Source organism: Vibrio renipiscarius, assembly GCF_000827885.1.
GTDB lineage: Bacteria > Pseudomonadota > Gammaproteobacteria > Enterobacterales > Vibrionaceae > Vibrio > Vibrio renipiscarius.
In genome coordinates this window covers 143,748-160,771 of record NZ_JTKH01000003.1, presented here as the reverse complement: position 1 = coordinate 160,771, position 17,024 = coordinate 143,748, and the positions used below count along the sequence as shown (strand labels likewise).

The 17,024-nt window shown below is 45.1% G+C and carries 16 protein-coding genes; 8 read left to right on the top strand and 8 right to left on the bottom strand.

The annotated features are described in order from the left end of the window. Positions 1-70 precede the first annotated feature (70 nt). Together OJ16_RS01020 and OJ16_RS01015 are read right to left on the bottom strand one after the other, a co-directional pair. On the bottom strand, positions 71-1,753 hold the full coding sequence (locus OJ16_RS01020; RefSeq protein WP_040986519.1) for an aspartate:alanine antiporter: 1,683 nt from the start codon (positions 1,751-1,753) through the stop codon (positions 71-73). 209 nt (positions 1,754-1,962) lie between these two features. After that, positions 1,963-2,229 (bottom strand): GrxA family glutaredoxin, encoded by a 267-nt coding sequence (locus tag OJ16_RS01015; RefSeq protein ID WP_005597645.1) that lies wholly within the window; start codon positions 2,227-2,229, stop codon positions 1,963-1,965. A gap of 249 nt (positions 2,230-2,478) precedes the next feature. Between OJ16_RS01015 and OJ16_RS01010 the strand changes: the two genes are divergently transcribed. After that, entirely contained in the window at positions 2,479-3,738 is a 1,260-nt protein-coding gene (locus OJ16_RS01010) for an iron-containing alcohol dehydrogenase (RefSeq protein ID WP_040986517.1), read from the top strand. An 82-nt stretch (positions 3,739-3,820) separates the two neighbouring features. On the opposite strand, the gene OJ16_RS01005 is transcribed toward OJ16_RS01010, so the two are convergent. The 5 genes from OJ16_RS01005 to OJ16_RS00985 all read right to left on the bottom strand — a co-directional run bounded on the left by OJ16_RS01005 (position 3,821) and on the right by OJ16_RS00985 (position 9,359). Next, the gene (locus tag OJ16_RS01005; RefSeq protein WP_040986515.1) at positions 3,821-4,675 is read right to left on the bottom strand and encodes a MurR/RpiR family transcriptional regulator; all 855 of its coding nucleotides are present in this window, start codon (positions 4,673-4,675) and stop codon (positions 3,821-3,823) included. Positions 4,676-4,956: 281 nt separating this feature from the next. Then, positions 4,957-6,606, bottom strand: a complete 1,650-nt coding sequence (gene panP / locus OJ16_RS01000; protein WP_040986513.1) for a pyridoxal-dependent aspartate 1-decarboxylase PanP — start codon at positions 6,604-6,606, stop codon at positions 4,957-4,959. Between the two features lie 237 nt (positions 6,607-6,843). Continuing rightward, positions 6,844-7,356 carry a DNA/RNA non-specific endonuclease gene (locus tag OJ16_RS00995; protein ID WP_040986510.1) on the bottom strand — a complete coding sequence of 171 codons (513 nt, stop codon included), beginning with the start codon at positions 7,354-7,356 and terminating at the stop codon, positions 6,844-6,846. A 160-nt stretch (positions 7,357-7,516) separates the two neighbouring features. After that, positions 7,517-8,422, bottom strand: a complete 906-nt coding sequence (locus OJ16_RS00990; RefSeq protein ID WP_040986508.1) for a lysine exporter LysO family protein — start codon at positions 8,420-8,422, stop codon at positions 7,517-7,519. Between the two features lie 16 nt (positions 8,423-8,438). Continuing rightward, positions 8,439-9,359 carry an HDOD domain-containing protein gene (locus tag OJ16_RS00985; protein WP_040986506.1) on the bottom strand — a complete coding sequence of 307 codons (921 nt, stop codon included), beginning with the start codon at positions 9,357-9,359 and terminating at the stop codon, positions 8,439-8,441. Between the two features lie 359 nt (positions 9,360-9,718). Between OJ16_RS00985 and OJ16_RS00980 the strand changes: the two genes are divergently transcribed. From OJ16_RS00980 to OJ16_RS00970, 3 genes are all read left to right on the top strand, one after another. Further along, positions 9,719-10,306, top strand: coding sequence for a TfoX/Sxy family DNA transformation protein (locus tag OJ16_RS00980; protein WP_040986504.1), 588 nt, complete (start codon positions 9,719-9,721; stop codon positions 10,304-10,306). A 126-nt stretch (positions 10,307-10,432) separates the two neighbouring features. Continuing rightward, positions 10,433-10,822 carry a ribosome recycling factor family protein gene (locus tag OJ16_RS00975; RefSeq protein WP_040986502.1) on the top strand — a complete coding sequence of 130 codons (390 nt, stop codon included), beginning with the start codon at positions 10,433-10,435 and terminating at the stop codon, positions 10,820-10,822. 171 nt (positions 10,823-10,993) lie between these two features. Then, a complete protein-coding gene (locus tag OJ16_RS00970) occupies positions 10,994-11,422 on the top strand; it encodes a VOC family protein (RefSeq protein WP_040986500.1) in 429 nt (142 codons plus the stop codon). 125 nt (positions 11,423-11,547) lie between these two features. Here OJ16_RS00970 and OJ16_RS00965 read toward each other — a convergent pair whose 3' ends face one another. Further along, positions 11,548-12,654, bottom strand: a complete 1,107-nt coding sequence (locus OJ16_RS00965; protein ID WP_040986498.1) for a M20/M25/M40 family metallo-hydrolase — start codon at positions 12,652-12,654, stop codon at positions 11,548-11,550. A gap of 316 nt (positions 12,655-12,970) precedes the next feature. On the opposite strand from OJ16_RS00965, the gene hppD reads away from it, so the two are divergent. The 4 genes from hppD to maiA all read left to right on the top strand — a co-directional run bounded on the left by hppD (position 12,971) and on the right by maiA (position 16,947). Continuing rightward, the gene (gene hppD / locus OJ16_RS00960) at positions 12,971-14,044 is read left to right on the top strand and encodes a 4-hydroxyphenylpyruvate dioxygenase (RefSeq protein ID WP_040986496.1); all 1,074 of its coding nucleotides are present in this window, start codon (positions 12,971-12,973) and stop codon (positions 14,042-14,044) included. Beyond that, positions 14,037-15,173: a homogentisate 1,2-dioxygenase gene (locus OJ16_RS00955; RefSeq protein ID WP_040986494.1), complete on the top strand. Its 1,137-nt coding sequence runs from the start codon at positions 14,037-14,039 to the stop codon at positions 15,171-15,173. Before hppD ends, OJ16_RS00955 begins: the two co-directional genes overlap by 8 nt. 122 nt (positions 15,174-15,295) lie before the next feature. Further along, positions 15,296-16,303, top strand: a complete 1,008-nt coding sequence (locus OJ16_RS00950) for a fumarylacetoacetate hydrolase family protein (RefSeq protein WP_040986492.1) — start codon at positions 15,296-15,298, stop codon at positions 16,301-16,303. After that, a complete protein-coding gene (gene maiA, locus OJ16_RS00945; RefSeq protein WP_040986490.1) occupies positions 16,303-16,947 on the top strand; it encodes a maleylacetoacetate isomerase in 645 nt (214 codons plus the stop codon). Before OJ16_RS00950 ends, maiA begins: the two co-directional genes overlap by 1 nt. Positions 16,948-17,024 lie beyond the last annotated feature (77 nt).

The following is a 17,024-nucleotide window of genomic DNA, read 5'->3' as shown; positions in this document are numbered from 1 at the left end:
AATAACACCAGAATGAAAACGCCCCGCGATAAAGCAGGGCGTTTTGTTTTTTTGTTATGACAAAGAAAGGCTAGCTGAGAATAATCAGCACAGTGCCGCCCAAGGTCATCAAGATATTCGCGATGGCGTAAGTGCCAGCATAGCCAAGTGCCGGAATGGTCGATTTAGCGTATTCGTTCACGATATCCATTGCTGGACCACACGTTCGAGCGCCAATGATGGCACCAAACAATAACGCGCGATTCATTTTCAGCACATAAGCGCCCACCAAGTAAGCCAATACCACCGGTACAACACTCACCAAGAAAGCCAGGCCAATCACTTGAGGTCCTGTGTGCGCGAGGTGATCGAACATTTTGCCCCCCGCACTTAAACCGATACCGACCATAAAGATCATTAAGCCAAGATCTTTCACCATATTCAGAGCCCCTTGTGGGACGTAACCAAAAGTAGGGTGGTTAGCACGCAAGAAGCCGAGCGTGATGCCTGAAAGCAACAAGCCAACCGCATTACCAAGACCGAATGACACTTGGCCGAACGTCATCGTGATAAGGCCAAATAGAATGCCTAAAATGAAGAAACTACAGAAAGCCAGCAAGTCTGCCATTTGGCTGTGAATCGAGATGAAACCGATTTTTTCTGCAAGGCCATGTACGCGACTTTTCTCACCACTAACCTGTAATACGTCACCTTTGGCGAGCACGATATCCAGATCCATCGGCATTTCGATTTGTGCGCGAACCACGCGGTTAAGGAAACAGCCGTATTCAGACAAATTCAAATCAGACAAACGCTTGCCAGCAATCGAATCGCTCTTTACCACGATTTCTTCTTCGGCAATACGCAGGTCAAGTAGGTTACGGTCAAAAACCTCTTTGCCGTTACGGAAACTTGGATCGAGGCGGGCGTGGCTATCTGGGAATCCCACCAACGCGATTTCATCGCCTTCTTGTAAAATCGCATCACCATCTGGGTGAGCCAAAATGCCCCCACGGCGGATTCGTTCAATGTAGCAACCGGTTTGGCGATAAATACCCAATTCACGTAGGTTTTTACCATCAATCCAGTCAATCAGCTCAGGGCCAACACGGTAAGCTCGAATGATCGGTAAGTACACTTTGCGTTGGCTTGAACCGCCAAGGCCACGTTCTTGTGCGATTTGCTGGGCAGAATCGGATAAGTTTTCTTTTTGCAGTTTCGGCAGCAATTTAGCAAACATGATCATACTGATCAGGCCAATCAGGTATGCCATGGCATAACCCACCGATAAATTCTCAAGGACTAAGCCAAAATCCATATTGCGCGGAATGGTCGCTAAGCCTGAATTGAGTGCATCTTGAGCGCCAACCAGCACTGGGGTAGAGGTGAGGGCGCCCGCCATCATACCGGCGGCTAAGCCAAAATCGAGCCCCAGATAGTTGCTGCAAAAATAAGTAATAAATAGTGCCGTCGAGAGCACCACCATACTCAAAATAAAGTAATGCTTCCCATCACGGAAAAAGATACCGAAGAAGTTTGGGCCAGCTTCAATACCGACACAGTAGATAAACAGCATGAAACCAATGGTGAGAGCATCAGCATTAAAGGTGAAGCCAAGATGGCCCATGATTAATGCGGTGATAAGCACGCCGATGGAGTTGCCAAGTTGGAGAGTACCAAAGCGAATTTTGCCAATAGCTAGGCCAATCGCAAGTACGACGAAAATCAGTAGGATGGGGTTTTGTTCAAGCAAGAGTACGACGTCAATGTTCACAGGGGCAATTCTTGTTCTGTGCCAGTAAAAAACTCACTTACGTGAGCGAAGAATGATCGGGGAAATTGTAGCGGAATAAATAAAAAAGATAAGTAAAACTACGATTATTTTTATTAGGGTTTAAGGATTATAAAGACTAATGTCAGTAATTTGCGAGATATGAAAAAACCGCTGCAAGCAGCGGTTTTAAAAATAGGTTCGGCGTTGAATTACTCGTCGAATAGGCCTAGGTGTTCTTTCGCGTATGCTTCAAACTCAGTACAACCACCGATGTGGTCTTGATCGATGAAGATTTGAGGAACCGTTTCAACAGGTTTACCAACGGTTTTCTCTAGGTCAGCTTTTGAAATGCCTTCAGCTTGAATATCAACGTAACGGTAATTAAAGTCGTCACGTTTTGCTTTTAAAGTTTCTGCGTGTTCTTTTGCACGAACACAAAAAGGGCATGCTGGGCGACCAAAGATAACAACGAACATAGATTCTTTCTCCTGTATTTTCTTACGTGTCACTATGCCTCAATCATTGGGGAAAATAAAGTTCGATTTACCTCTTGATTCAATAGGTAAAATCTATTGCTTTAAAAATATGCACAACACACGATTCAAGTCGCGAAAGTCTTAAAAAAAGTAAGGTTAATTGTTACAAAGAGCGCTGCGTCAATGTATTTGTTTTCGACACAGGGCACTCTGAATCTAGTTTAATTTAGCCTAAGGAGTGTACTTGGCATGTTCCAATTCATGACCTCGACACGCATCATATTTGGTGAAGGTGCGTTGCAATCCTCTCTTTCCGTTCTCAATCAATTTGGCTACAGCGTACTATTGGTTACCGGGCAGAAAATCGAGCGGGCTTCTCCGCTTATTCATTATCTTAAAATGCAGGGGATGCGGTATCAGCATGTCGCCATTCGTGGTGAGCCGAATATCACCATGGTTGAGGAAACCGCCCTTGCGGGAAGAAAGTTTCAGCCGGATATGGTGGTGGCGATCGGTGGTGGCAGCGTAATTGATATGGGCAAGGCGTTGGCCGCGATCATTCCAAACCAAGGCGATGTGTATGATTACGTCGAGGTGGTGGGCCGAAATGTACCGTTAAAAACCAAACCATTGCCGTTTATCGCTATCCCGACCACTGCAAGTACAGGCTCGGAGGTGACGCGCAATGCGGTACTTCGTTCTGGGCAAGATCAAGTGAAAGTAAGCTTGCGTAGTCCAGACATGCTGGCGGATGTGGCGATTGTTGACCCAACACTCACTTATGGCACCGATGCGTATACTTCAGGCAGAGGCGCGATGGATGCGTTTACTCATCTAATGGAAGCGTACGTGTGCGGAGAGCCTAATCCATTAACGGATATGGTGTGTGAAGAGGGTTTGCGTCGGCTAAGTGATTCGATTGTGGCGGGGTGCTTACAAGACGATTTTAAAGCGCGATCTGATCTTTCGTTCGCCGCCATGCTAGGTGGAATGGCGATAACCAACGCGAAACTGGGGGCGGCGCATGGTTTGGCGTCGGCCTTAGGGGGCAAATTAGCCGCTCCTCACAGTGTGATTACCGCGCGTCTCGCGCCGTATGTGATGAAAGAGAATATTAATGCCGCGCAAAATGCCGGTCGAGCTGATGTGTTAATGCGCTATCGCAAAATGGCGCAAATACTCACCGGACGGATGAATGCGCATCGTGAAGACGGCGTGCTTTGGGTGAATATGATGCTCGATAAACTGGCATTGCCGAAGCTGAGTGAGTTTGGCGTCTGCAGCACATCGTTTGAAAAAGTGGCAGAAGATGCGATGAAGTCGATGGCAATCAAAGGCAACCCGCTTCCGCTCACGCAAGAAAGGCTGCTGTATATCTTACAACAAGTATGCCAATGCGACGGCCATTGCGGAGATGACGAGGTGAGCTTTGACCAACAAGCAAAAGCAGAATTGATGTCCGAATCTGGGCGCAGTGGGGGCGTTTCTCCGATTCATGAAAACTCATAGTTAGACATGTTTCAGGACAATAAAAAAACGGAGCCAATCGGCTCCGTTTCTCTGTATTCAATTAATCCAGTCAATCGATAGATTAAAAGTGCGATAGCTTGTCGTAGCGTGAATCTTTCAAAGCGTCTTTAACGCGCTTAAGATTTTCACGGAAACCAGATCCACGGCGTAAAGTGAATCCAGTTGCCAACACGTCAATCACGGTCATTTGAACAACGCGACTTGCCATTGGCATGTACACATCCGTATCTTCTGGTACATCCAAGCAGATAGAGAGCGAGCTAGCTTTATCCAGTGGTGAGTCTTTCGCCGTAATTGAAATAACGGTAGCACCATTTTCACGAGCAAGGTTTGCAATCTCAACTTGGCTTTTTGTACGACCGGTGTGTGAGATAAGAACGATCACATCGTTATCGGTACAGTTAATACAACTCATACGCTGCATCACAATGTCTTCAAAACAAGTGATTGGAATATTGAATCGAATAAATTTGTTTTGAGCGTCTTTTGCCACAGCAGAAGAGGCGCCTAAACCAAAGAACGAAATGCGTTTTGCTTGGGTAAGTAGATCGACAGCACGGTTAACCTGCACAGGTTCGAGACTGTTTTTTGCTACATCCAAACACGCCATTGTCGATTCAAAAATCTTATGTGTGTAAGCATCTGGGCCGTCATCTTCCTCGACATTACGATTCACATAAGGTGTACCGTTTGCCAGGCTTTGTGCCAAATGCAATTTGAAATCTGGAAAACCTTTCGTGTCCAAGCGACGACAAAAACGGTTTACAGTAGGCTCACTAACATCGGCCATTTTGGCCAGCGTGGCAATGCTAGAGTGGATAGCAGTTTGAGGCGACGCCATGATCACTTCAGCGACCTTGCGTTCAGACTTACTGAAATTCTCTAGATTTTTCTGGACTTTTTCTAATGTATTCATAGTGTTCACAAGGGTATAGAGAACAACTCGCTGGGCGAATTATTGATTGTTCGTTGAATGAAGTTGTTTTTCAATCAACATAAATTATCGCCAGCGCCATTGAGCCAGTATAAACCTAACCTTTCGTATTACAGTAATTTTTATACAGGTCAATTCCCTAGAATATGACCGGCCTCAAACAATATTTTATGAAAACTACACAAAATAGATTGAATAAGGCTCAAATTGGTCGCTAATTGCTCTGTGATGATGCCTAGTTACAATAAATCAGAAATAAAATTTCAGTTTGCTAATACTTCATTGGCAAGTGAATCGATTTTTTCCAATAGTGTAGGCGCACCATTTAAGGCTATTTCACGCTGTTCTTCCAATACGCCTTGTAAGATGTCACAGGTCGTTAATGGGTTGGCTAACACCACTCGAAATACAATGGTGTGTAACTCGCTCCAAAGTGCAGGATTTAAGCGTGTACGTGAAACAAACGACAGACCATTCTCACGTTGGCGTTTTTGAACGAACTTAGTCAATTCATTCATCAAAGCATTGAGCTCTGATCGCTTGCTTTCACTCGCAACCGTTAATGCTTGGCGAACATGCACAGGTAAGTAACGGTAGGTGAGTAGACAAAGTTCAGGTTCAGAAACCAGTTCGAAATCGTCTTGCTGTTCGATTAAATCGGCAAAGTAGCGGGCTTTCTCAATACTTTGATTGATCAGCAACTCATAGCCTGGTCGGCTGATAATGTGCATTGCAGCGTACACCAACATTGCCATTCCAGAACGAGAGCCCTCGAGCGTGTGACTGCCAAGGTCTTTTGAGCCTTTACGCAAAATATATTGTGCGTGATGCTCTATGGATTTCATCGAGCTAGGGTCTTTGAATAGCACCATGCCTGCACCCATTGGGATGTAGAGCTGCTTATGGGCATCAATGGTGACAGAGTCAGCCAGTTCAATACCATCAAGAAGGTGACGATAGCTGTTTGACATCAACGTTGCACCACCCCAAGCCGCATCGACATGGAAGTGACAATCTTCTTCTTGGCAAATGGTTGCCATTGCTTTTAGCGGATCGATACTACCGGTCTCGGTTGTTCCGGCAACGCCGATCACCGCAAACGGTTTGATGTTCTTTTCTTTTAGCTCTTTTATTTTGAGCTTCAGATGTTCTGGACAAATGCGATTATTCACATCGGTCTTAACGGCCACTAAGCCATCTTGACCTAAGCCTAAAACATCGGCCGCTTTTTTGAGCGAGTAGTGACCGCGTTCTGAAACAAGAATCGCTAAACCTTCGTAGCCATAATGTTTCATCGCTTTAAATAGGCCTTCTTTCTCTACGCCGCGAAAATGGCCTTGGGCACGTAGCGCATTATTACGGGCAACCCAAAGGGCCGTAATATTGGCGATGGTGCCACCCGAACAGAAAGCACCCAGTGAGTGATTCGCACTGTGCATCCATTGTTGGTAGAAATGGCTATCTTGGGCGTAAATGAGGCGATGCAGCATACCCAACACTTGACGCTCAAGTGGGGTGAATGCTTTGGAGGTTTCAATTTTAACCAGATTTTGGTTCAGCGCGATCATGATTTTTGACAGCGGCATTAAGAAATAAGGCAATGCTGATGTCATATGGCCGATAAAGCTTGGCGCAGAGGTGTGAACCGAATGCGAGACCAGAGTATCGAGTAGATGCTGGGTGTGATCGGAGACAAACTCGGGTTGTTCAGGAATGACAGCGCACGAGAAATCTTTTTCAATTTCTCTTAATGGCTTTTCTTCCGCCACAATATGCTCTCGTAAAAACTTATTTAAGTTACGAGACAGTTCTTCTTCGATTTGAGTAAGTGTTGAGTCTGGGCCTTCAGGGACGGTAAAGATTCGAAGTAAACTTTCGAAACTTACGTCAGCCGTTTTTTGTTCCGATACCATGCAATTACGTTGCTCTTATCTTTTTATTGCAGCGGCACAATCTAAACGAAAACGAGGATAATGTCCCGCCTTAATTAAAGAAACTTAGGTTACAGAATCGATTGCGTTCAGAGTTGTGGTGCGATTTGTTGACTAAATAGCCAAGTTGCTTTGCAAATTATTCATCGCAACTTAGCTAAGGGGTTTTGCAGTATTCAGCGCTGATGTAGCACGCTGAGCGATGACAGTGATGATACGCTAATCACAACGCATTTTCTCAACATTAGCAATAGTGGCGTTGTAACGTTCTAACGCGGCGTCAATTTTGGTTGGGTGGCTCAGTAAATCCGCAAACGCCGCACGCAGTTCATAGTTTTGCTTATGAGGGACGGCCTGGCGGTCGGCAAATGTTTTCGCCGCAATGACACCAAGTTCATCGCTGCGTTGGGCCAGTTGCTTTATTTCTGACTGCTCTAACTGTAACCAAGCTTCAACGGGTTTTTGAGTCGCCACTTTGGCGGGTTCATTCTCTAAATAGTAGGTGACTGCGGTCGCGTTGAGGTTGAAGTGATTACGACGACCTTCTAAATACCATTGGCTCACTTCTGTTAGTTCTGGGTATTGCTCTGCCGTCAGGTTAGAAAGGTCTTCATACCAATGCATTGATGCTTCAATATAAGCATCGTACTTCTGAGATAAGCAAGTGTTGTCGGCAGCGAAAGCCGCACTAGAGCCTGTACTCAGTAAGAGAGCAATGATCACTCGTTTCATAGTTAACATCCTAATTGTTATTAACGGTAAGCGTAAACTTATCTTATTGAAGTCTGCGTATCTGTTTTTGTCGCGGTAATGGTCCTGTACGCCGCCAATTGCAACGCATTTGACTGTGTGTGGCTACATTTTAGAGCAGTTCATGGGGTATTCCCGAGATCTATCCCGCAAGTGACACAAAGAACAACATCAACACGGGCACCAATAAACTTAAGATAAAGCCACTCACGATGGCAACGGGTACGCAGCGAACACCGCCTGTGGTTTGAATCACGGGCAGGGTAAAATCCATCGCGGTTGCGCCCGCATAGCCAATCGCGGTACAAGGGCGAGTGCGAATCAACAGTGGAATTAATACCAATGCCACTAATTCGCGCAATAATTCAATCATGAATGAAACGCCGCCATAGATTGGACCGAAGGCATCACCCATTAAAATACCCGCTAAGGAATACCAGCCAAATCCGGACGCGATAGCAAAACCTCGGTAGATATCGATGCCTAAGATAGTCGCCGCGATCGCTCCGCCAATCAGTGAACTGCCGACAACCAGCGCCGCAATACACATACCTTGTTTATTGATCAGTATTTGTCTGAGCGTCAGGCCACTGTTGCGCAATTGAATGCCAATAAAGAACAGCAGAATAAATAGGATCCACTCACTGGCGGTATCGACCCATGAAAGGTCAATCGGCAATAATAAGCCTATCGCTAAACCACCGCCGACCACAAAGATGAGTTTCACCGATTCCAGCGCCATGCTGGATAACGGTAAATGAGTTTGTTTGGTATCGGATTCGATGGGTAAGAACTTATCAACCAACGGCAGAACGGCGATATTGCATAAACCTAAACAAATAAAGAAGGTAGCGGTGTAGCTGAGAATGGTTTGTAGGTTTTCGCTTAAGTTATCGAGTGCAGCCAGACTCAATCCCATCAACGCTAAGATAACGAAGACAAGTCGAGCTGTCGTTACGTTGATTTGATCAAGCACACGTTGATTTGAAATGGCAATAAGGTACCCCACAACGAGTGGGGCAAAGATGAAAAGCATCCCTGTAAACATACTAAATCCTGAAGCGTTAAAAGCCGCTAGCGCTAATGAGTTCGTTGATTTTAATCTGGAAGTCACTATCACTTAAATTGGTCAATTTGTACAGTATATCCGCGCCGGTAACATCCACCTCAACGTCATGATCTTCAAGGCGTTCATCGTCATGGCGGAACATCAAAATATGATTCGCAATACGTGCAACATCGAGATAGCTGACATCCAAATTAAGGTCTTGATGGTCTTTATTGGCGGCAATATCAATAAAGTCAGCGTCAAAGCCCCATTTGGCGAGTACAAGCTGGCTGGCGGCTGGGCACAAAGAGTTAAAAATACGCAGTGCTAGTGCTTCTTCCAAGTAATTGCCACGCTCTAAATACAAGTAGTATTCGTTAACGAGGCAAAATAAACCGATGTCGGCAATAAGACCGGTTAACAGAGCTTTATCAGCGTCGAGATATTGATATCTAGTCGGGTGGGCGAGTTTGAATTCTTTGACCACCATAACCATGGTGGCGGACAGTTCTTTAGACGTCGCGGCACTGTTACGCAATATACGATTACAGCCCTCGCTGAGATTGACAGAATTTTTCATCTGCTCAATCGATTGTGCGGTGACGATATCGCGAACGCGCAATATCCCCAAACGCGCAACCGCGGTCACTATGTCAGTACATTCAATATTGCGTCGATTAAAAATGACCGAATTGGCAACACGAATCACAACGGCGGCTAAACCAGGATCTTCCACTAAGCAATCGGCGATATCAAAAATCGTAGTGTCATCAAATTGACACTGCTTCTGAATTTTTAGGACGACTTCTGGAATGGGAGGTAAGGTGATTTTTCCTGAATCGATGGAGTTTTCGAGGAACTGAGCAAATTCACTTTCGATTCCTTTCTCAATCATTTCGCGGTTTTCGGGCAGCCAGTAAAAAGATAGATGAGTCATAATTATTGTTATGTGTAATTTTTTTTTTGATTTTACCGTTTATATCAGTCGACAAGCAAATGGTGAATCTTATGGATTGATATTTAGTGCCATATTGAATTTGAGAGTAAAAAGTTATTTTTTTGACGCTCAATGATTACAGAATTATGACACTGTGATACTAGTCTCATAATTATTGAAATCTGGGGTTGTTGATGTGAAGTATGACCAGACTTAATTTGTTTCGTTAACTATGATTTAAACATCAGTAAAAAGGGTCACGCTTCAACAATAATATAACTATCTGACCTGAATTTTTCGCTTTAACGCTGCTATCTGGTGATCACTAATAATCGGGGTTTTTTGAGATTTGAGGATCAATGGATATGACAGAACAATCTTTTATTCAGTATGTGGGAAAATTTGGTGATTTCCAGAAACGTTCAATGTTTGGAGGTACCGGTCTATTCAAAGATGATGCAATGTTTGCGCTCATCAGTGGCGACCACATTTTTATTCGCGGTGGCGAAACCTTAGATGACGAACTGCTTGCATTAGGTTGCGAAAAGTACCGCCACATCAAAAAACAAACCACGGCGACGGTTAATTATTATGATATTACCGATCATTTTAATTCGCGCAGTGCCGAACTTGATAAGGTAGTAGAGCAATCCATCAATCACTCTGTTACGCAGCGTAAATTTAAGCGCTCATCAGCAAATCGTCGCTTGAGAGATTTACCAAATATGCAATTAACGTTAGAGCGTATGGTGAAAAAAGCAGGGATTGATGATGTTGAAGAGTTCATCGAGCTTGGCGCTCCACAGGTCTTTTCGCGCGTTAAACAAACATACGGAAGTGATGTCGATGTGAAGTTGCTATGGAAATTTGCCGGTGCTATCGAAGGTATTCATTGGAAATTAATCCAAGAGCCACGTAAGCGTCAGCTGCTTGCAAGTTGTGCATAACGCCTAGCCTAATACCCGTCACCAATACATCCAATAAAAAAACACTGAGTTTTGCTCGGTGTTTTTTTATTGGATTTCGATTAAAGTACCGGCACAGTCATTTTGAATATTATTGACGATTTACTTATGTCGGATGTTTTGATCACCGTAGCATTACCTTCACTTATCCATCGTATTGGTCGTACTCATACGCAATGGGCACGAGAGGCTGCATTATCCCATCGATGTGAATTAAAGCGGGTTCGTCGTTCGCGTCATTGGCAGCTTGTGGGCGAGCATGCGTCGTTGCAACAATACAAACAATGCCTTATTGAGCAAGATGCGATTATCTATCAGTTTGTTATAACGAAAATTACCCAAGCCTTGGCTAAGGTTGAGCCACCTTTAACGATTGAACAACAGCTAGCGCGATTGATTGAGGGGAATCCCGCGATCACCTTGGCTGAATTGATTCTGGCCACTCATTGTACCGAGGTGCAAGCGCGTCGTGCACGCTTTGAACACGAGCCATGGTGATGCCTTTTAGTCTGTTTATTGGATTCGATTTCATTTCTCTCATGAGCCCCGTCTAACCATTTCCCTTTAGCAAAAACCTCGAATAAAAGTCTTTACCTCATGTTAACTTGAGGTATTAAGGTGTTCATCATGGACAGCAATAATGATGAATACACTTAAAGGATTAAGATGATGAAAAGCTATTTAGAACACGCCAACATTTCAGTGGCAGATCCAAAACTAACGATTGAGTTTCTACTGACCGCCATACCTGAGTGGCGTGTGAGAGGGCAAGGAACGTATCTCAATGATCTTGACGAAGAAGTGGAGTGGTTCCATATCGGCGATGATGCTTTCTATATCGCAGTGGATAATTTAGCGAAAGGCTCAGCCTTACATTGGACGCAACGTTTTACCGGTTTAAATCATTTAGGTTTCGCCGTCCCTAATGTCGAGGAATTGGTTCAACGTTTAAAGCAGGGTGGGTATGAAATGGATCACTGGGGGGCAGAGCACCCGCATCGAAAGAATGTCTATTATCAAGACGCCCATGCAATGCAGTTTGAATTCGTTGAGTACTACTCGCCGCGTAGTGAAGAGCGTAACGACTATTTACTATAGACTTTTTACTGTGGATTTTTGGCGGCAGAAGCGGGCTTAAACTCGTTCGCGCACGATCTTTGGTAGGCGATCACTCGGCAGTAAAAAAATCCCGGAAAATAGGGGTTATTTTCCGGGAACAACACTTAGTGTGTTAGGTAGTGCTGAACAAATTCAGTTACTTTCACCATGTCATCAATGGCGATAAATTCTTCAGTTGTGTGCACTTTTGCCATGCCAGTAGAAATGTTCACTGTCGCAAGACCGAGTTTGTTGAAATTGTTGGCATCGCTGCCACCGCCCGTTGCTTTCGTGATTGGGTCTGCACCAATCGCACGGAAAGACGCTTTGATTTGATCGATATGCGGATGATTGTCAGGCAGTACAAAGCCATCATAAGAACGTGTCGATTCAATTTCTACCACTGCACCATGTTTGTCTGCTGCGGCTTGGAAAGTCTCAACCATATGAGAAACTTGTTTGGCTAATTTGTCATTATTCAATGAACGCGCTTCAGCGATAATGGTCAATTCAGGCATGACGATATTGGTCGCCTGACCACCTTGAACGATACCGATGTTTGCTGTGGTTTCAGAATCAATGCGCAATAGGTTCATTTGCGTGATGGCATCTGCTGCAACGCTAATCGCACTAATACCTTCTTCTGGTGCAAGACCCGCGTGAGCTGGGCGACCAATGATTTTGGCAACAATTCGTTGTTGTCCAGGCGCAGCGTTAACAATGCTACCAATCGGGCCGCCAGTATCTAAAACGATCGCTTTATCAGATTGGATAAACGACATATCGAAATGCTCAGAGCCGCGTAGGCCGCCTTCTTCATGAACGGTAAACGCGATTTCTAAGGTCTTGTGCTCAAGGTTATCGGCTTGGATGCAACGTACCGCTTCCATGATCGCGGCAATCCCTGATTTGTCATCACCACCTAAAATGGTATTGCCTTTCGAGCGGATGATGCCGTCTTCAATTACAGGCTCAATACCTTTACCTGGCGATACGGTATCCATATGGCAGCTCATAACAACGCTGTCTTCTAGCTTGCCTTCTAAGCGCGCATAAACGTTAAAACCATTGGTGTATTGCTCAGGTACTGGCAGTTTGTGGACCGTAAAACCCAGTTCGCCCAATTGTTCGGTTAGGGTTTCAGCGATTTCTTTTTCAAAACCACTTTCACTATCAATTTTGATTAATTGGCAGAAATGCTCGACCAAACGGTCACGATTAATTGTCGTCATTTTTATATCTTATTCGGGGGACAGAGGCAGATAACATAGCCCCGAAGCAGGAGGTCATACCCTGATATAAATCAAACTTTCACTGTGTCTAAGTGCAACAATTACAGCTTGTAAAAGTGGTGTTACGTCATTTGATGAGTAATGAACAATAAATCAATAAGTTGTAATGTCGAGAGGGGGTGTTAATTCAAACGTACAGCAAAAATGACGGATTATGCTTCGTAAAATTTTTTGAATAGTTGCCCTTGTTTGTCGTGATCATCCAAAGTTAACCGAATGATAAAGCGTCCATCGACGAACGAGAGTGGGGTGACAAATGGACAAGAAATACAATCCGTTAGGGACTGATGGCTTCGAGTTTGTTGAATACACAGCGGCCGACACCCAAGGTATTGAAAAGCTCAAAGCGTTGTTTATTTCGCTTGGGTTCGCTGAAGTGGCGAAGCACCGATCGAAAGCGGCATGGTTATTCCGCCAAGGTGATATTCATTTTATCGTAAATGGTCAACCAAACAGTCAAGCGCACGCTTGTGCTGAGCGGCACGGTCCTTCCGTGTGTGGGATGGCATTTCGGGTTGAAGATTGCGCTAAAGCGATGGCGTATGCTTTAGAAAATGGCGCGACGGCTTACATAAACGAAATTGGACCCATGGAGTTGTCTATTCCGGCGATTAACGGAATCGACGGCAGCTTGATTTATTTTGTCGATCGTTACGGCGATCATACGATTTATGACATTGATTTTTGTTTCTATCCCGATGCGGATGAGCGCTGCCAAACGCACAACGTTGGTTTGTTTGAAGTGGACCACCTTACGCACAATGTAAAGCAAGGGCATATGGATCTATGGTCCGGATTTTATGAGCGAATCGGCAATTTCCGTGAGATACGCTATTTTGATATAGAGGGGAAACTAACGGGGTTAGTGAGCCGGGCGATGACCGCCCCGTGTGGCAAAATTCGAATTCCTATCAATGAGTCTTCGGATGATAAATCGCAAATTGAGGAATTTATCCGTGAGTATAACGGCGAAGGTATCCAACATATTGCGCTGAGTACCGAGGATATATTTGCAACGGTCCGCTTACTTCGCTCGCGAGGTGTGCAATTTATGGTGACGCCAGAGAGCTATTATCGGAAGGTTAACGAGCGTGTTGAGGGACACCAAGAAGATCTCGATGAACTGAAACAGTTAAGTATTTTGATTGATGGCGCGCCAATGGATGAAGGGATTTTATTGCAAATATTTACCCAAACAGTCATTGGTCCGGTCTTTTTTGAAATCATACAACGTAAAGGCAATCAAGGTTTTGGCGAAGGGAACTTCAAAGCGTTGTTTGAATCCATCGAAGAGGATCAAATTCAACGAGGGGTATTAAAGGATGCGTAAAGGGATTACCTATCCGCACCGAGAAGGTACGTGTTCGCGACAAGCGCATGCGGATTTTCCTCAGCAAGCAATCTATGAAAGAGAAGCTGGGCGCAGTGGCTTTTTTGGCCCCGCCAGTCATTTTCATCATCAACATCCCCCCACCAATTGGCGGGAATGGCAAGGGGATTTCAAACCTCGTGCGTTTAATCTCAATCATATTGAGGCAAGCCAACAAGTCTCACCATGGCATGTACTGCCAGTTTTGCATAATCAACAGTGCAAAATACGCGTTTGGAAGCTCAATCAATCCATGCCTTCTCTCGCGCGCAATGCGGATGGCGATGAGTTACTTTTTATCCACCAAGGCTCCGCTGAATTGTATTGCGATTATGGCCATTTAAGCGTGGTGATGGGCGACTATGTTTTGATCCCTCGGTCAACGAATTGGCGTTTAGAACCCAATGAAGCAATGTTTATTTTGATGATTGAGTGCACGGACTCTGGATTCGGATTACCCGAGAAAGGCATCGTTGGGCAGCACGCTGTCTTTGATCCCGCGGTGCTTGATGTTCCCAAAATCGATGACGCATTCAAAGCCCAGTATAGTGAGTCCACCACGCAGGTCTCCGTCAAACGTCACGATCAAATTAACACCATTACTTATCCCTTTAATCCATTAGATGCGATTGGTTGGCATGGCGATTTGTCGGTTGTTCGGCTTAATTGGCGCGATATCCGACCGCTCATGTCGCATCGATACCATCTTCCTCCGTCTGCACACACCACCTTTGTTGGTGATGGTTTTGTGGTGTGTACTTTTGTGCCTCGTCCGATGGAAAGTGATCCTGGGGCATTGAAAGTGCCGTTTTATCACAATAATGATGATTATGATGAAGTGTTATTTTATCACGAAGGCGATTTCTTTAGCCGTGACAATATTGAAGCCGGCATGATGACATTTCATCCGGCAGGATTGACGCATGGCCCGCACCCTAAAGCCTTTGCAAATGGTCAAAAACAAACGAAAAAGCATACGGATGAAGTGGCCGTAATGATTGATACGCGACATGCACTGACCTTTTCGCCCGCGGCACAATCGGTTGAATTACCCGATTATGTCTACAGTTGGCGTGAATCGGAAGACTAGCTTGATTCGCGGTATTGGCTCACTGGACTGAGTCACTTGCTTGCGCCTCAACAAGTAGAAACACCGCTTTGGGCACTAAGACAGACAAACGGAACGTTAAACAAGAAAGGGAGTGATTCACAATGAAGCTAGCAACATTAAAAAATGGGTCGCGAGATGGCCAGTTAGTGGTGGTGAATCGCGCAATGACCCAATGCATTGCCGTTCCTCATATTGCTTGCACCATGCAACAATTGCTCGATCATTGGCACGATAAGGCCGCGGCGCTACAAGGCATTTATGAAGCATTAAATCTGGGCGAGTTAGATGCCATAGTCTTTGACCCTTATGATTGTGAGTCGCCATTTCCGCGGGCTTACCATTGGGCCGATGGTAGTGCCTACGTCAATCATGTTGAGTTGGTTCGTCGAGCGCGCGGCGCAGAAATCCCGGACAGCTTTTGGCATGATCCACTGATGTATCAAGGTGGATCAGATACCTTTATTGGTCCGTGCGACAATATTGTTTTTCCTACCCAAGAATGGGGCATTGATTTCGAGGCGGAAGTGGCCATTGTGACTGATGATGTCCCAATGGGGTGCAGTTTAGAACAGAGTAAAGAGGCGATTCGACTGTTGATGTTGGTTAATGATGTGTCGTTGAGAGCCTTAATCCCAACCGAACTGGCGAAGGGGTTTGGATTTTATCAGTCTAAGCCTTCGTCTGCTTTTTCCCCGGTGGCGATCACACCCGATGAGCTCGGTGAATCTTGGCGTGATGGCAAGGTGCATTTACCCATGCGCAGCTATTATAACGATACCCTCTTTGGCTGCCCGAATGCGGGCTTAGATATGACGTTTAACTTCTATCAACTGATCAGCCATGCAGCAAAATCAAGAGCGTTGGGCGCGGGGACCATCATTGGTTCTGGTACGGTCTCCAACAAACAAGGCACGGACTATGGAACCTCGATTGAAGAGGGGGGCGTCGGGTATTCCTGCATTGCAGAGATGAGAATGATTGAAACCATTCGTGATGGCTCACCCTCGACGTCATTTATGCAGTTTGGTGACCGGATCAAAATAGAGATGTTGGATTCTCAAGGAAACAGTGTATTTGGTGCCATTGAACAAAAAATAGTGAGTGAATAATGCAACTCTATGGATACTGGCGATCGTCGGCAACGTATCGAGTGCGTATTGCACTCAGTTTAAAAAATATTTCTTATCAATCGATTGAGATCAATTTAATTGAAAAGGGAGGCGAGCAACACTCGGACTATTTCCATGCGCTCAATCCTACAGAATTGGTTCCAGTGCTGGTCGATGGCGGGCTTCGGATCAATCAATCAATGGTGATTCTTGACTACTTAGATGAGCATTATCCTCAGCCATTATTGGTGCCGATAACAGGTGAGCAGCGTTATCTCATTCGCAGTTTAGCGCAAGACATCGCCGTGGATATTCATCCGCTCAACAACTTGCGTGTGCAGCAATTTCTGACTCATCAAATGAAAGTGAAAGAATGCGATAAACAGAAGTGGTTGAAGTATTGGATTATGGAAGGTTTTGAGAGTTTGGATGAAAAACTAAAGCCACTCGCAGGTAAGTTTTGTGTCGGGGCGGATGTCACGCTAGTGGATGTCTGTTTAGCCCCGCAAGTGTATAACGCACTGAGGGTCGGTGTGGACATGACCAAATACCCAACGCTCAATCGAGTGTATCAAACACTTATGCAACACCCAGCGTTCATTGCCGCCCAACCGGAAAATCAAACGGGAGCACCGACGAATTAAAAAAGCACTGATTGACATCGCGATAACGCGTTGTGTATCGACGGGCAATAAAAAACCACCTTTTCAGAAGGTGGTTT

Coding starts and splice junctions, on each gene's coding strand:
- OJ16_RS00975 (WP_040986502.1), top strand. CDS start 10,433: ATGTCGGATGTTTTGATCACCGTAGCATTACCTTCACTTATCCATCGT.
- OJ16_RS00955 (WP_040986494.1), top strand. CDS start 14,037: ATGCGTAAAGGGATTACCTATCCGCACCGAGAAGGTACGTGTTCGCGA.
- hppD (WP_040986496.1), top strand. CDS start 12,971: ATGGACAAGAAATACAATCCGTTAGGGACTGATGGCTTCGAGTTTGTT.
- OJ16_RS01010 (WP_040986517.1), top strand. CDS start 2,479: ATGTTCCAATTCATGACCTCGACACGCATCATATTTGGTGAAGGTGCG.
- OJ16_RS00990 (WP_040986508.1), bottom strand. CDS start 8,422: ATGTTTACAGGGATGCTTTTCATCTTTGCCCCACTCGTTGTGGGGTAC.
- OJ16_RS00965 (WP_040986498.1), bottom strand. CDS start 12,654: ATGACGACAATTAATCGTGACCGTTTGGTCGAGCATTTCTGCCAATTA.
- OJ16_RS00985 (WP_040986506.1), bottom strand. CDS start 9,359: ATGACTCATCTATCTTTTTACTGGCTGCCCGAAAACCGCGAAATGATT.
- OJ16_RS01005 (WP_040986515.1), bottom strand. CDS start 4,675: ATGAATACATTAGAAAAAGTCCAGAAAAATCTAGAGAATTTCAGTAAG.
- panP (WP_040986513.1), bottom strand. CDS start 6,606: ATGGTATCGGAACAAAAAACGGCTGACGTAAGTTTCGAAAGTTTACTT.
- maiA (WP_040986490.1), top strand. CDS start 16,303: ATGCAACTCTATGGATACTGGCGATCGTCGGCAACGTATCGAGTGCGT.
- OJ16_RS00950 (WP_040986492.1), top strand. CDS start 15,296: ATGAAGCTAGCAACATTAAAAAATGGGTCGCGAGATGGCCAGTTAGTG.
- OJ16_RS00980 (WP_040986504.1), top strand. CDS start 9,719: ATGGATATGACAGAACAATCTTTTATTCAGTATGTGGGAAAATTTGGT.
- OJ16_RS00970 (WP_040986500.1), top strand. CDS start 10,994: ATGAAAAGCTATTTAGAACACGCCAACATTTCAGTGGCAGATCCAAAA.
- OJ16_RS00995 (WP_040986510.1), bottom strand. CDS start 7,356: ATGAAACGAGTGATCATTGCTCTCTTACTGAGTACAGGCTCTAGTGCG.
- OJ16_RS01015 (WP_005597645.1), bottom strand. CDS start 2,229: ATGTTCGTTGTTATCTTTGGTCGCCCAGCATGCCCTTTTTGTGTTCGT.